10 protein-coding genes are annotated in these 13,792 nt (G+C 58.2%); 2 read left to right on the top strand and 8 right to left on the bottom strand.

The window, feature by feature from the left end:
* Positions 1–70: 70 nt before the first annotated feature.
* From ACTG2G_RS02475 to ACTG2G_RS02465, 3 genes are all read right to left on the bottom strand, one after another.
* Positions 71–757 carry a hypothetical protein gene (locus ACTG2G_RS02475; RefSeq protein WP_107685200.1) on the bottom strand — a complete coding sequence of 229 codons (687 nt, stop codon included), beginning with the start codon at positions 755–757 and terminating at the stop codon, positions 71–73.
* Positions 758–829: 72 nt separating this feature from the next.
* On the bottom strand, positions 830–2,221 hold the full coding sequence (locus ACTG2G_RS02470; protein ID WP_421386005.1) for an alkaline phosphatase: 1,392 nt from the start codon (positions 2,219–2,221) through the stop codon (positions 830–832).
* A gap of 11 nt (positions 2,222–2,232) precedes the next feature.
* A complete protein-coding gene (locus ACTG2G_RS02465) occupies positions 2,233–3,630 on the bottom strand; it encodes an alkaline phosphatase (protein WP_421386004.1) in 1,398 nt (465 codons plus the stop codon).
* A 323-nt stretch (positions 3,631–3,953) separates the two neighbouring features.
* Between ACTG2G_RS02465 and ylqF the strand changes: the two genes are divergently transcribed.
* Entirely contained in the window at positions 3,954–4,904 is a 951-nt protein-coding gene (gene ylqF / locus ACTG2G_RS02460; protein WP_199428690.1) for a ribosome biogenesis GTPase YlqF, read from the top strand.
* A 159-nt stretch (positions 4,905–5,063) separates the two neighbouring features.
* Here ylqF and ACTG2G_RS02455 read toward each other — a convergent pair whose 3' ends face one another.
* From ACTG2G_RS02455 to dinG, 3 genes are all read right to left on the bottom strand, one after another.
* Positions 5,064–5,960: a histone deacetylase family protein gene (locus ACTG2G_RS02455; RefSeq protein WP_421386003.1), complete on the bottom strand. Its 897-nt coding sequence runs from the start codon at positions 5,958–5,960 to the stop codon at positions 5,064–5,066.
* A 181-nt stretch (positions 5,961–6,141) separates the two neighbouring features.
* Positions 6,142–6,801, bottom strand: a complete 660-nt coding sequence (locus ACTG2G_RS02450) for a YccT family protein (protein ID WP_042655856.1) — start codon at positions 6,799–6,801, stop codon at positions 6,142–6,144.
* Between the two features lie 142 nt (positions 6,802–6,943).
* On the bottom strand, positions 6,944–9,016 hold the full coding sequence (gene dinG, locus ACTG2G_RS02445) for an ATP-dependent DNA helicase DinG (RefSeq protein WP_421386002.1): 2,073 nt from the start codon (positions 9,014–9,016) through the stop codon (positions 6,944–6,946).
* 395 nt (positions 9,017–9,411) lie between these two features.
* Here dinG and ACTG2G_RS02440 point away from each other — a divergent pair, with 395 nt between their 5' ends.
* The gene (locus ACTG2G_RS02440) at positions 9,412–10,449 is read left to right on the top strand and encodes a porin (RefSeq protein ID WP_421386001.1); all 1,038 of its coding nucleotides are present in this window, start codon (positions 9,412–9,414) and stop codon (positions 10,447–10,449) included.
* A gap of 547 nt (positions 10,450–10,996) precedes the next feature.
* Here ACTG2G_RS02440 and tyrA read toward each other — a convergent pair.
* Positions 10,997–12,124, bottom strand: coding sequence for a bifunctional chorismate mutase/prephenate dehydrogenase (tyrA, locus tag ACTG2G_RS02435; RefSeq protein ID WP_421386000.1), 1,128 nt, complete (start codon positions 12,122–12,124; stop codon positions 10,997–10,999).
* A gap of 131 nt (positions 12,125–12,255) precedes the next feature.
* Positions 12,256–13,329, bottom strand: a complete 1,074-nt coding sequence (locus tag ACTG2G_RS02430) for a 3-deoxy-7-phosphoheptulonate synthase (protein ID WP_439985137.1) — start codon at positions 13,327–13,329, stop codon at positions 12,256–12,258.
* Between the last annotated feature and the right edge of the window lie 463 nt (positions 13,330–13,792).

The following is a 13,792-nucleotide window of genomic DNA, read 5'->3' as shown; positions in this document are numbered from 1 at the left end:
CCAGAGTCGAATATGCAGAGTGTAACATTCCTGCCTGCGTTGTCGTTGGGCTCGCTGAGGGGTTGGGATCTCAGTCGAAGAAATCGCGCAGATCGCGCACTTCGTAATCAGCGAGTTGCTGCCAGGGGAGCTGAGCAGGCAGCTTGCGCAGGGTCACCTCCATCCGGTAGCTGCGATAGCCGTCGAGACTGGCCGATTCGACCACCAGCGGGAGCTGCCACTGACTCGACCAGAGAATGCGGGTTCGTTGCTGCCCTTCGCGCTTCTCATACCAGCGGGCCTGCTCGGGGGCGGCCTCATCCAGCGGGGTCATCCCCTCGATCAGCGCCGGGTTGACGAGATGGCGGATCCGTGGCCAGTCGGGTTTGAAGGCCACCTGGCCATACTCTTCCACCGGCACCTCAACCAGCTGGTTGTGCCAGCTGTCGGCATAACGCAGTTGCAACTCACCTTCATCACTGCGACTGACCCAGCGGGCTGCCATCTGGTGGGTAAAGTGCTTGTGGCCGGGGGTGGCATCGTGAGTGGCGTGATAGGCACGGGCAAGGGGGAGGGGAATGAGCCGCTGGCTCCACACCTGATTGCCCACCCGCAGCCACTTCTCTTGCCAGACACTCTCTCTGGCGATGCCATCGCTGCCGGTGTTCCGGTCGTGATAGCTGATCCGGGCGGCGAGATCCGGGGGCGTGTCGTCAGCATGCAGGGGGAAGGCGAGGGTGCTGCCAAGCAGCCATAACGAAAGCAAAAGTCGCATCATCATCTGTCGCTCGAAAGAGCCGGGGCCCGGGCCGCTGAGTCCATTGCTCAGATGCACCCGGGCCCCTGCTGCTTACAGGCCGAGCGCCTCCCGCAGTTTGCCAAACACCTTGGTGTTATCCAGCGTGCCTTTGAAGCGGTTGCTGCCGGCGCCATCGGCAAACAGCATCACATCGCCGCCGCCGTGGGTTTCCGATGTCAGTTTGACGCCGGTCTCCTGCAGATAGTCATTGGCCATCACCTGATCGCTGGTGAGGACGGGACGCACATCGGGGCGGTTGGGGCCGTTACCGAACACCAGGGTGGTGAAGGGCTTGCCATCCACGTCGTTCTGGGTCGAGCCATCGCCATTTTTCACCAGATCCAGCACCGGATTGCCCTTGGCGGAGTAGCCGTTAATGGTCATGGTGTGGTCATGGTCGGCGGTGACCACGATCAGGGTATTGTTGAGATCCACTTTACCCAGCGCCGTCTTGACCGCCTCATCCAGAGCCACTGCGTCGGTGAGCGAGCGCTTGGCATTGGTGCCGTGCAGGGCGTGATCGATACGGCCACCCTCTACCATCAGGAAGTAACCCTGACTGTTCTTGCTCAGCAGGTCGATCGCCTTGGCGGTCATTTCGGAGAGGGACGGCTGGGTATTGGCAGCCCCCTTGGCGACCCGATCCAGCTCGTAGTCCAGGTGGGATTTGCTGCTGAACAGACCGAGCACCTTGCCGCTGGTGACCTTGGCCAGTTCACTTTGGGTGGTGACATAGCTGTATCCCTGCGCCTTCATCTCGGCGGTCAGGTCGCGGTTGTCATTGCGACCGCCCTTGTTGCTGGCGCTGTAGGGGGTCCAGTGGTTGGCACCACCGCCCATCAGCACATCGACCCCATCCCCCAGCGCCTGGTTGAAACCAGCGCCCCCCGGGACGGCCTGTGCGGCGATGTCATAGGCAGCATCCCGATGGCAGATGTGGGCGTAGGTGGCCGCCGGGGTGGCGTGGGTCAGCTCGGTGGTGGTGACGGCTCCGACCGATTTGCCTGCCGCCTTGGCCAGCTCCAGGATGGTGGGCACCGGCTTGCCGTTATCGCTGCTGCAATTGTTGACGGTTTTGTTGCCATTGACGTCTTTGCCGGGGGCGACGGCTTTGGTGTCACTGCTCATTGCGATCACCTCGTTGTTCATCTTGACCCCGGTGGTGTAGGCCGCCATGGAGGGGGCCGAGTCGGTGGTCTGGGCATCGTTGGAGAAGGTCTTGATGCGGGCACTGCGCGGCAGTTTCATCATCTCCAGATTGCCCTCTTCTCCCACCTTGAACAGGCGGGTGGCGGTGAGCACGGTGGGCCCCATGCCATCACCGATAAAGAGAATGACGTTTTTGGCATCAGCGGCCTGTGCCTGGGAGGTTGCGCCCAGCGCACTGAACAGGGCTGCGCAGACCAGCGTGTGCTTGATGGATGTGTTCATCTGTTTGCTCATGAAAGTGCTCCTTACAGCTTGGCCGCAGCCTTGATCTTGCCGAACACGGCGGTGTTATCGAGTGAGCCATGGAAGCTGTCAGCCCCCTTGCCGATGGCGCCGAGGAAGACATCGGTGCCGCCGTGGGTCTCGTTGCCGATCTCGCCTACCTTGACCACTACTTCCTGGTGGTAGTCATTGGCGGAGACGGTGGCATCGTCGAGCGGGGCGACGCTGCTGCGCGGGCCATCCACCCGGTTGTAGCCGTTGCCAAAACCTATGATGGTGTAGGGCATGCCCTCGCTATCCTTGCTTGGCTCGCCAGTCTCGTAGTTCTTCACCAGCCCGAGTACGCCGGGGTTGTCGGCAGTGGTCTTGCCGGTGCGCTTGGCATAGCCGTTGAGCACGAGCGTGTGGTCGTGGTCGGCGGTGACCACGATCAGGGTGTTTTTCAGCTCGGGGTCGCTCTTTTTCACCTCGTCGATGGCGGCCTTGATGGCGTTGTCGAAGGCGATGGTGTCTTGCAGCGCACGCTTGGCGTTGGTGTCGTGCAGTGCGTGGTCGATGCGGCCCCCTTCCACCATCAGGAAGTAACCCTTCTCCTTGCCCTTGAGCTGCTTGATGGCGGCCAGGGTCATCTGGGCCAGTGACGGCTCGCTGGCGGGGCGGTCCAGGTCATATTTCATATGGCTGGAACCAAACAGACCCAGCAGCGGCTTGCCCGCATCGGCCTTGTTCAGCTCATCCAGATTGCTGGCAAACTGGTAGCCCTTGGCCTGCATTTCGCTGATGAGGTTGCGGCCATCCTCCCGCTTGCCCTTGTCGGCTTTGGGCAGGAAGAAGCTGCTGCCGCCACCGAGCACCACATCCAGTCCCTCCTTGAGGGCGCTGTTGTAGCCTTTGCCGTCCGGTACCAGCTGGACGGCGATATCCGCTTCCAGATCCCGGTTGCAGATATGGGCATAGGTAGCCGCCGGGGTGGCGTGGGTCACCCGGGTACTGGTTACCACGCCGGTACCGCGGCCATCGGCTTTGGCCAGCTCCAGCAGGGTAGTCACCGGCTTGCCGGCGCTCTTGCTGCAGTCGCTCTCATAGGTGGCGTCGCCGTCCATGCTGATGACGCCGTTGTTGCTCTTGACCCCGGTCATGTAGGCCGCCATGGAGGGGGCCGAGTCAGTGACCTGGGCATCGTGGGAGAAGGTCTTGATAAAGGCCGTCTCTGGCAGGGTATCGATGGTGAGATCACCCTCTTCGCCGACACCGTAGATGCGGGCGGCCGTCAGGGTGTTGAGGCCCATGCCGTCACCGAGGAAGAAGATGACGTTGGTGGGTTGGGCTGCGGGCTTGGTCGCCACCGTGTCATTGTCTGATTTGCAGCCAGCAGCCAGGGCGGCGCCGATCATCACTGCAAGTCCTGCCATTTTTCTCATTGGGGTTCGCTCCTTGTAAAACCTGAGCGCAGCCTAGAGGGGGCAGATGACACTTTTACTGACTATCGGTGACGGTTGTGTGAAAAAGTGATAAAAATGTTACACTATATCAATATGTTATCTATCAATTGAGCCAGTTGGTCCGGTCGCTTCCGGCAAGGTTGCTCCGCCTCGGCGGTTTGCTGATTTGATGAGGTGATGGTTAGAATGACCTGTCAAAAGAGGCCCGCAGCAGGTAAAATGCGCCCCCTTCGTTCGATGCCCGCGGCAGAGCGCCTGTTGTTCCATGCGCGCGCCCGCAGCCCCCACAGAGAGTAACGGATATGTCCATCAACTGGTTCCCCGGTCACATGCACAAGGCCCGCAAAGAGATTGCCGAGGTCATGCCCCAGGTCGATGTGATCATCGAGATGCTCGATGCCCGCATCCCCTTCTCCAGCGAAAACCCGCTGGTGCCCGAGCTGCGTGGTGATACCCCGGTGATCAAGGTGCTGAACAAGGCGGACCTGGCCGATCCGGCGATCACCGATCTGTGGGTGGCGCACATGGAAAAAGAGAAGGGGATCAAGGCGCTGCCCCTGACCCAGCAGGAGCCCGAGAAGATCAAGCAACTGCTGACCCTCTGCCACGAGATGCTGCCGGAGCGCAATCTGGAGCTGCGCGGCGTGCGCGCCATGATCATGGGGATCCCCAACGTGGGCAAGTCCACTCTGATCAATACTCTGGCGGGGCGCATCATCGCCCGTACCGGCAACGAGGCGGGGGTGACCAAGTCCCAGCAGCGGATCAAGCTGGATAACAACGTTATCCTGACCGATACCCCGGGTTTTCTCTGGCCCAAGCTCAACCCGCCCTCCTGTGGTTATCGTCTGGCCATCACAGCAGCCATTAAAGACACTGTGTTCGACTATGCCGATATCGCCATGTTTGCCGCTGACTACTTCATCAAGGCCTATCCGGAGCGGATCAAGGCGCGCTACCAGATTGACGAGCTGCCCGAGACCGAGATCGAGCTGCTGGAGATGATCGCCCGCCAGCGAGCGTTTATGCGCAAAGGGGGGCTGGCCGACTTGCACAAGGCGTCCGAGATCCTGATTAACGAGTTCCGCTCCGGTTTGCTTGGCCGCATCTCGCTGGAGACGCCGGAGATGGTGAGCGTCGAGATTGTCGAAGCCGCCGCAGAAGCCGAGCAAAAAGCCAAAGAGAAGGCCGAGCGGGAAGAGGAGCGTCAGGCCCGCGCCCGTCGCAAGTACGCCCGCAAGCGTCAGAAATAGTTATCCTCAGGCGTCCCGAGCTTGCCTGACAACGAGCGAGCTTGTGTGACCCAGATGACGAAACATGAAGAGGCGGCCCCAGGGGTCGCCTCTTCTGTTTTATCTAGAGAAATCTCCTCCCACTCTGATGGCGTGTCCGCGCCATATAAAGCCATGCCATCAGCCAAAACGGTGGCGCGCCGTCTCAAACAGCGACATATGAAGCGGGATCAGCTGTCGCCAGTCGCGGCGATAGCCGCCACCGGGCACCGCCGCGATGGGTAACCCATGCTTGATTGCACAGTCAAATACCATGGCATCGCGCAGGCGAACCCCTTCATCGCTCAGGGAGAGATAGCCAAGCTCGTCGGCATGATGCACATCGACCCCCGCCTGATAGAGGATGAGATCTGGCGAATAGAGCCGCAGCGCCAGCGATAGTGCCTGTTGCAGTGTGGTGAGATAGGCATCGTCCGTCATGCCGCTTGGCAGTGGAAAGTCGAGGTGAGAGGCGGCTTTGTGATGGGGAAAGTTGTGCTCCTCATGGAGGGAGAGGGTGATGATATCGCGCCGTCCGGCGCACAGGGTCGCACTGCCATCTCCCTGATGCACATCGAGATCGATGATCAGCACCTGTTCACAATGCTTTTCGTCGAGGCAAGCCTGCGCCGCAATCACCAGATCGTTGAACAGGCAAAAACCGCTGCCGTGATCGCGATGGGCGTGGTGATAGCCGCCGGAGATCTGCAAGCCGCAGCCCTGCTCAAGTGCATAGCGGCTGGCAGCAATAGTGGCTCCGACTGAGCGCAAGGTGCGCTCCATCAGCATGGGTGACCAGGGAAAACCGATCTTGCGGATGGCGCGCTCTTCAAGCTGGCCGCTCAGGGCCGCCGCGACATAATCGGCATCGTGAATGCGACAGATTTGCTCCCGGGTGGCCGATGGCGCTTCGCCAAGGGGGTAACCCTGCACCTGCAGGCGCTCAAACAGCCCCTGATACTTGGCCAGCGGGAAGCGATGGCGCTCGGGTAGCGTCAGGGAGGAGTAGAGAGGGTGATAGAAAATGCGCAACGACATGGTGCCATTCTCCCTGGCAAGGTGGCGCTTTCTATATATGAAATCAGCAGATGAATCCATATATGTACTCCCTATATAAAGGGGAAGTGGCAGCGCATAAATCAAGACGCGTCGTGAGTAAGACCGCAAGATGTGGAAAAGGGGAGCTTGGCTCCCCTTTCAGTCAATATCCCAGCCCGGCTTATTGCTGCTGGATAACCCAGATCTGGAAGGCTTTGCGGGTTTCCGCATCGGCCTTGTTGTACCAGTTTTGCAACTGGGTCAGCGCTTCCGGATTGCTTTGAGCCTTGCTGGGGGCAACCTGAACCGGTGCGCTGGCGGCAGCCATCACGGCAGCAGAAGAGACGGCCACTGCTTTGGGCTGGTTGAAGGCTTTCCCCATGTTGATCAGCTCTTGCTGATAGTCACGGGTCAGCTGGAAGCCCTCTACTTTCGGCATCACGAACTGTTCGCTGCTCACTTGCTGACCACTGACCTTGTCTTTCAGCGCCACTTTTTGATCTTTGACAAACTGCTTGGCTTCGGCTTCGTTGCGGGGCTTTTTATAGTCCAGCACCAGCTGCTGATTGTCGGCGGCGGTGAAGTTCAGCACCAGCGGCTCGGCGGTCACCAGCTTGATTTCGTTACGGCTGGAGTAGTTGCCTTCAAAGGCGACGACCAACTGGTGTTTGCCGGCAGAGAGGGGGAAGGTGCTGGTTTTGTCGAGCAGCTTGGGGTTGATGGATTGACCATCGATCAGCTGGACGACATAAGGGGTGGTCACTTCCAATTGGGCATCAGCCAGAGCGCTACCGGCCCACAACAGACCAGCCAGCGCCGGTACCAGAACAGTCAGTTTCATTTCATCTCCTTGAACAGTCAGGCGATTGCCCACTGAAAACAGGGGCTCATTTTTACAGGTTTGGCCTACTGCGGCAATGGCTCTTTCTGGTGGTCGATGTTCGCGCTGCTGTCAGTTTGTTTATCAATAGCGACCGACTTATTTATTCGATCCGCCGTGTAAACGGGGGGAGGGCGTCGAGCAACCCCTTGCCATAACGTTTGGTCAGCAGGCGGCGGTCGAGAATGGTGACCCGTCCCCGATCAGCCTCTTTGCGGATGAGGCGGCCACAGGCCTGGATAAGCTTGCGCGATGCCTCCGGGACCGTCAGTTGCAGGAAGGGGTTGCCGCCTCGTTGCTCCACCCACTCGGCAGTAGCCTCCTCGACCGGCGAGTTGGGCACCGCAAAGGGGAGCTTGGTGATGACCAGATTGGTAAGGTAGTGACCCGGCAGATCCAGCCCCTCCGAGAAGCTGCCGGTACCAAACAGGATGCTGGCCTGACCGCCATCGCATTTTTGTTTGTGCAGGGTGAGCAGGGCATTGCGGGAGGCTTCCCCCTGCACCAGCAGTGACAGTCCCTTGGCTCGCAAGCCAACAGCCACCTCATTCATCTGGCGGTAGGAGGAGAAGAGCACCAGACTCGCCTCCTTGCCCGCAAGAATACGTGGTAGCACGCTGATGAGTTCGTTGGTAAAGGCCGGCGAGTTGGGTTCGTGCTCCATCTTGGGCAGATAGAGCTCGGCTTTCTGATAATCAAAGGGGGAGCGCAGGCGCAGATAGCGGGTACCGTCGTGCTCCTTGAGCCCCACCTGATGGCGAAAATAACTAAAGGAAGAGAGGGCGGTGAGGGTCGCAGAGACCAGAACGGCTCCCAGACATTTCGACCAGAGCCACTCCTCCAGCAGATAGCCTACCTCAATCGGTGAGGCGTGCAGCCAGATATCGCCGTCATCGCTCTTGGCCATCCAGCGGGCGAGCGGGGTTTTACCGGTCGGCACATGGCGCCCCAGCATCTCCCAGAGGGCGCAGAAACTCTCCAGCCGTTGCAGATGAAAACCGCTCTCTGCCAGCAGGGGTTCGGCCTCCTTGCGGCGGATCTCGCCATCTTTCAGCGCTTCACCTATGGCCCCTTGCATCCGATCCAGCGCTCGCAGCGCCTTCTTGCTCGACTCCTTGAGATTCTCCGCCAGCATGGGCAGGGGATCAGGCAATACCCCTTCGGCGAAGCGGTAGTGGGGTTCCGCGCCAAACAGCCGATCGTTGGCGCTGAGCCACTGCTCGACCGCCTTCAGGTCGGGCTGGATGGAGGCCAGCGCATCCTGCAGTTTGAGTTGGGGGTCGAGCAGGCTCTCCTTATTAAGAGTCCGCGCCAGCTTGCCTGCACTTTGTACCAGCTTCTCCAGCCAGCGACGTGAGCCTTTGACGCTGGCCGACGCCGCGCCGTGATCCCGGGCGATGGTGGGCAGGTGATGGGCCTCATCCAGCACATAGATGCACTCATCGGGGGGAGGCAGAATGATGCCACCGCCCATGGTGAGATCGGAGAGCAGTAGCGCATGGTTCACCACCAGCACATCGGCGCTTTCCATATCGTTGCGGGCGCGATGAAAGGGGCAGTGCTGGTGATGGCTCAGCGCCTTGTTGCAGGTGTGACGGTCGGCGGCGATGCGATCCCAGCAAGTGTCGGGAATGGGCTCCGGCCAGTTGTCCCGATCCCCGTCCCATTTGCCATTGGTGTAGGCCTGCCACATGGCCTGGTAGCGAGCTTTGTCGCTGTCAGATGGTTTGGTTTTGCTCAGACTGCCAAAGTCGAGCTCGAAGTTGGCCATCTCGGCGCCACTGGCTGCCTGTTCCAGCAGATGTTCGCAGCAGTAACGCTGACGCCCCTTGACCAGCATAAAACGAAACGGCAGCTCGCTGTGGCGATGGTAAAAAGGGAGGTCTTTGTGGATCAGCTGCTCTTGCAGGGCCACGGTGGCGGTGGAGATCACCAGCTTCTTCTGGGTGAGCCGCGCCACCGGGATGGCTCCTTGCGCATAAGAAAGAGATTTGCCGATACCGGTGCCCGCTTCGGCCACCAGAATACGGCGCTGTTTGTCGTACTCGCCGGTCAGGGTTTTTGCTATCTCAGCCACCAGAAAGTTCTGCTCTTTGCGCGGCACAAAACCGGGTAATCCATCCGAAATCTGGCGATAGGTTTGACGAATGGTGGTTTTAAGGCGAGTAGAGAGCATGAAGAGAAGGCCAGTTAGGGGTTAATCGAAAAACAAGGATACCCGCAACCCCTCGGTGAGGTCGAGGCAACAGCCATTATCACGGCAGTTTTACGCTGATCAGACCACTTTGGTTGTTTATCAGGTAGTTAGCGTCATTTGCATGCAAAATAGACTATTTGAGTCCAAATAATCAGCAGGATTCATTGTAAACGTTTTCCTTTTGCCTTGCCGTCAGGTGAGACTTGGCTCACATTTTTGCCTCCGTGACTATGGTTTGCGTAAAAAGTTCCAAGTTTTTTCATTGCGGTTCAAAAAATCCGGTGCTAGTCTCGGCGGCATAGTGATGCAAAGAACATCGCTAACACAGGGAATAACAACAACTTAGTGTTTAATTACAGTAGGCATTGGAAACTATGAAAAAGACAATTCTGGCTATTGCTATTCCGGCTCTGTTTGCATCCGCCGCTAACGCCGCAGTGATCTATGACAAAGACGGTACCACTTTCGACGTGTACGGCCGTGTACAGGCTAACTACTACGGCGAAGCTAACGACAAATCAGCAGAACTGGTTGGTGCAACCCGTCTGGGCTGGTCTGGTAAAGTAGCTCTGAACAACACTTGGTCTGCCATTGCTAAAACCGAGTGGCAAGTAGCTGCTGAAAACTCTGGTAGCAATACCAGCGACATCGATCCGCGTCACATCTATGCCGGTTTTGATGGTTCCCAGTACGGTAAAATCATCTTCGGTCAGACCGACACCGCTTTCTACGACGTACTCGAGCCGACCGATATTTTCAACGAGTGGGGCGATGCCGGTAACTTCTATGACGGTCGTCAAGAAGGTCAAATCATCTACTCCAACACCTTCGGTGGTTTCAAAGGTAAAGTTTCCTACCAAACCAACGATGACGTAGCGGTCAAGATCACTGACGTTGGTCAGAAGGTCAAAGAAGATGCCATCTTTGGTTCCGACGTTAAGCGTAAGAAAGCTTACGGCGTAGCTGCTGGTTATGACTTTGACTTCGGTCTGGGCTTCAATGCCGGTTATGCCTACTCTGACCTGCAAAACAAAGTTAATGGCCATACTGGTAAGAAAGACGAGTGGGCTGTGGGCGCGCACTACGCTATCAATGGTTTCTACTTCGCTGGTGTTTACACTGAAGGCGAAGTGAAGAACAAGAGCTTGGGCATGAAAGATGACGGCCGTGGTTACGAGCTGGCTGCTTCTTACAACGTAGACGCTTGGACCTTCCTGGCTGGCTACAACTTCAAAGAAGGCAAGGCTAACGCTCAAGCTGCCGGTTCTACTTACAAGGATCTGGTTGACGAGACCCTGCTGGGTGTTCAGTATGCCTTCACTCCGAAGCTGAAAGCTTACACCGAGTACAAGATCCAGGGCATCGACAAGCAAGACGACGAGTGGACTGTTGCTCTGCAGTACAACTTCTAATAAGTTGCACATGAGTAATATCCAGGCTTGAGTCTTTGACCAAGCTACGAATGGCCGAGATGATATCTCGGCCATTTTCTTTTTTGGCGACTACGTACTGGCGCCATGATGAATCGCCGGATTGCTGTGTTACGTGATATTTGGCAAACCATCTGTCTCGATTAATCTCTCCTGCTTCCTGCTTCCTGCTTCCTGCTTCCTGCTTCCTGCTTCCTGCTTCCTGCTTCCTGCTTCCTGCTTATCTCTTTGATGGGAGGCACTTGTTTTCTTTTGCCTCGTACAGCCTTGCTCGCAGCAGCTTGGTTTGACCGTGAGTATCTGGCAGCCCTTGCAAGGGTCGGTGCTATTTGCGCGGATTGCGTGGATATTGAGGAGGCATACTTGCTGGATGTGAGGCCGCGCCAGAGTAGGATATTGAGGCCAGTCAGGGGGGGCGACGTAAGGCCGAACGTGACTGACGTCAGTGTTTAAATCGGTAACAAATAAAATGGGAAGATGCCCAGGCATCTTCCCATTCTGGCGATATGAGTTAGCGGCTTTTGCAGGATCAGCCGTGTTGGCGGCGGTCGTTGGCCTGGGCCAGTAGCATGCGGCTTTCACGCAGGAACTGGTCGGCATGTTCGCCGAAGAAACCGGAGACCTGCGAGAAGGCGTCGATAAATCCGGCTCTGTCCCCCCGCTCCAGCAGCCCCAGCGCTTCGCCGAAGTTTTGGTAGTAGCGACGGATCATCGCCAGATTCTGCGGTGACGACAAAATGATGTCGGCATAGAGGTGGGGATCCTGGGCGAACAGCCGCCCCACCATGGCGAGCTCCAGCCGGTAGATGGGGGAGCTCAAACTCAGCAGGCGATCCAGATTGGCCTGCTCCCGGGAGAGGTGCCAGCCATAGGCAAAGGTGGCGAAGTGACGCAGTGCCTGAATGAGGGTCATCGCCTCATCGTGGGCCTTGGCTTCCACCTGTTGCAAGCGGGCGCCCCAGATGGTCATCTGATCCAGCAGCCATTGGCTGGCGGCGGGGTCACGACCCTGGCAGCAGACGATCACCTGCTTGGCGAGACTCGCCACATCAGGCCCGAACATGGGGTGCAGTCCCAGTACCGGCCCTTGGTGCGCCGCCAGCATATGTTCGAGCGGCACCGCTTTCACGCTGGTGACATCGACCAGCAGGCAGTGGGCGGACAGGTTGCCGAGGCGGTCGATGATCTGGCAGGTGATATCGATGGGCACCGCCACCATCACCAGACCGGCTCCGGCGAGGATCTCGTCAGCGCGCGGCCAGTCGGCTTGTTCCAGCGTCTCGACGCGATAGCCTGAGAGGCTGAACATATGGCCGAACAAGCGGCCAAGCTGGCCCTGACCGCCGATGATGACCACCTTGCCAAGATCCGGCTTTATGCATTTGAAGCCGGTATCTTTCTCGCTGGCATAAGATTCACGCATCACCCGGCGCAGCACGTCTTCGATGAGATCGCCGGGCACCCCCAACTGCTCGGCCTCGGCGCGGCGGCGGGCCAGCATGCTCGCTTCCCGATCCGGTGCATAGATGGGCAGGCCGTGGCGGCTCTTTACTTCACCCACTTCTCCCACCAGGGCCAGACGGGCGGCCAGCAGATCGATCAGCTGCTTGTCCACCGCATCTATCTTGTCCCTGAGTACATTCAACTCTTCAGCCATATCCAGTCCCTGCTGGCGCCGCAGCGGCGCCCTGAAAATCAAGATGCAACAAGGTATCACGGCATGAGCGGTTTGATGCCACCACTAGTGATACCTCGATTGTTCAATAGGTTACGACAAGATACCACGGGTTACCGCGCAGTTCTGCCCTTGAGGGGGTCAGCCAGCTGGTTGTGGCAGCGGGCCAGCAGGGTGGCGGTGGTGTCCCAGTCGATGCAGGCATCTGTGATGGAGACCCCGTAGCGCATCTGCTGCTTGGGCTGCTCGCTGGACTGGTTACCCTCAAACAGGTTGGATTCGAGCATCACCCCGATGATGGAGCGGTTGCCCTCCTGGATCTGGTGGATGACGTTGTCGGCCACCTTGGGCTGCAAACGGTGATCCTTGCTGGAGTTGCCGTGGCTGCAATCCACCACCAGGCTCGGCAGCAGGCCCGCTTTCTCCAGCGCCTCTTCCGCCAGCGACACGTTGACCGAGTCATAGTTGGGATGTTTGCCGCCGCGCAGGATCACGTGGCCATCCGGGTTGCCCTGGGTCTGCAGCAGCGCAACCTGGCCCTGCTGGTTGATCCCCATAAAGGCGTGAGGGGAGGAAGCCGCCTGCAACGCATTGATGGCAGTCCCCAGGTTGCCGTCGGTGCCGTTCTCGAAGCCGACCGGCATGGAGAGGCCGGATGCCATCTCCCTGTGGGTCTGGGATTCGGTGGTGCGTGCGCCGATGGCTGACCAGGAGAAGAGCTCGGCCAGGTATTGCGGGCTGATGGGGTCGAGCGCTTCGGTGGCCAGCGGCAACTCCAGCTCCGCCAGCCAGCAGAGCAGCTCGCGGGCACGATGCAGCCCCAGCTCCACATCGAAGGTGCCATCCAGATTGGGGTCGTTGATAAAGCCTTTCCAGCCGACCGTGGTGCGCGGCTTCTCAAAGTAGACCCGCATGACAATGTAGAGAGAGTCCTGATAGGCATCATGCAGCGCTTTGAGTCTGGTTGCGTACTCTTTGGCGGCGTCCATATCGTGGATGGAGCAGGGACCACAGATCACCAGCAGCCGGTGATCGCGGCGGTGAATGATATCGGCGATGGTATTACGGGCCCCTTGCACGAATGCCAGCGCCTTGTCGGAGATGGGTAACTTCTCCTTGAGCTGGGCAGGCGTGATCATCACTTGTTCGGACTGGATATGGATGTTGTTCAGGGGGTCTCTTTGCATGATTTCATTCTCTCTACTGTATTAAGCTAAAAGCGATTGTACCGATATGTTTACGTTGGTACCTGCTTTGTTACGCAACCGCCCTCACCTTACCAAGGAAAAACAAACAATCAAGTGAAACTAGCGGGTTTACCGCTAAAAAGTCAGATAAAGGAGCTGCTATATAGCGCGAACAGGAATAATACAGAGAGGTTTTCGGAGGGTTAATGGTTTTTGTGTAATTTAATGTTTACGAATTTAGGGCTGCGTTGCCCAGCTGTTTACCCACAGTAAATGGTATCTCTGGGAGACTGCAACGCGATGGCAATGATGGTGTGAGGTGGCTATCTGGTCAGCCATAGAAAGAGGGAGCCATAGTGGCTCCCTTTGCGGTAGGAACGGGGATCCCGTCTGGCTGCGGATCAGCGCTTCTGTTTTCCCTGCAGCTCTTTGTTCAGGCGAGCGACACTCCCCGGGCGACCAG

Origin of the sequence: Aeromonas sp. 55A (assembly GCF_051919665.1) — a bacterium.
Classification (GTDB): domain Bacteria; phylum Pseudomonadota; class Gammaproteobacteria; order Enterobacterales; family Aeromonadaceae; genus Aeromonas; species Aeromonas veronii.
The sequence above is the reverse complement of the archived record's forward strand: the minus strand, read 5'-3'. Positions and strand labels throughout refer to the sequence as shown.

What these genes read in the sequence shown, in the direction of transcription:
- ACTG2G_RS02475 (WP_107685200.1), bottom strand. Translation starts at nt 757, where the DNA reads ATGATGCGACTTTTGCTTTCGTTATGGCTGCTTGGCAGCACCCTCGCC.
- ACTG2G_RS02470 (WP_421386005.1), bottom strand. Translation starts at nt 2,221, where the DNA reads ATGAGCAAACAGATGAACACATCCATCAAGCACACGCTGGTCTGCGCA.
- ACTG2G_RS02465 (WP_421386004.1), bottom strand. Translation starts at nt 3,630, where the DNA reads ATGAGAAAAATGGCAGGACTTGCAGTGATGATCGGCGCCGCCCTGGCT.
- ylqF (WP_199428690.1), top strand. Translation starts at nt 3,954, where the DNA reads ATGTCCATCAACTGGTTCCCCGGTCACATGCACAAGGCCCGCAAAGAG.
- ACTG2G_RS02455 (WP_421386003.1), bottom strand. Translation starts at nt 5,960, where the DNA reads ATGTCGTTGCGCATTTTCTATCACCCTCTCTACTCCTCCCTGACGCTA.
- ACTG2G_RS02450 (WP_042655856.1), bottom strand. Translation starts at nt 6,801, where the DNA reads ATGAAACTGACTGTTCTGGTACCGGCGCTGGCTGGTCTGTTGTGGGCC.
- dinG (WP_421386002.1), bottom strand. Translation starts at nt 9,016, where the DNA reads ATGCTCTCTACTCGCCTTAAAACCACCATTCGTCAAACCTATCGCCAG.
- ACTG2G_RS02440 (WP_421386001.1), top strand. Translation starts at nt 9,412, where the DNA reads ATGAAAAAGACAATTCTGGCTATTGCTATTCCGGCTCTGTTTGCATCC.
- tyrA (WP_421386000.1), bottom strand. Translation starts at nt 12,124, where the DNA reads ATGGCTGAAGAGTTGAATGTACTCAGGGACAAGATAGATGCGGTGGAC.
- ACTG2G_RS02430 (WP_439985137.1), bottom strand. Translation starts at nt 13,329, where the DNA reads ATGCAAAGAGACCCCCTGAACAACATCCATATCCAGTCCGAACAAGTG.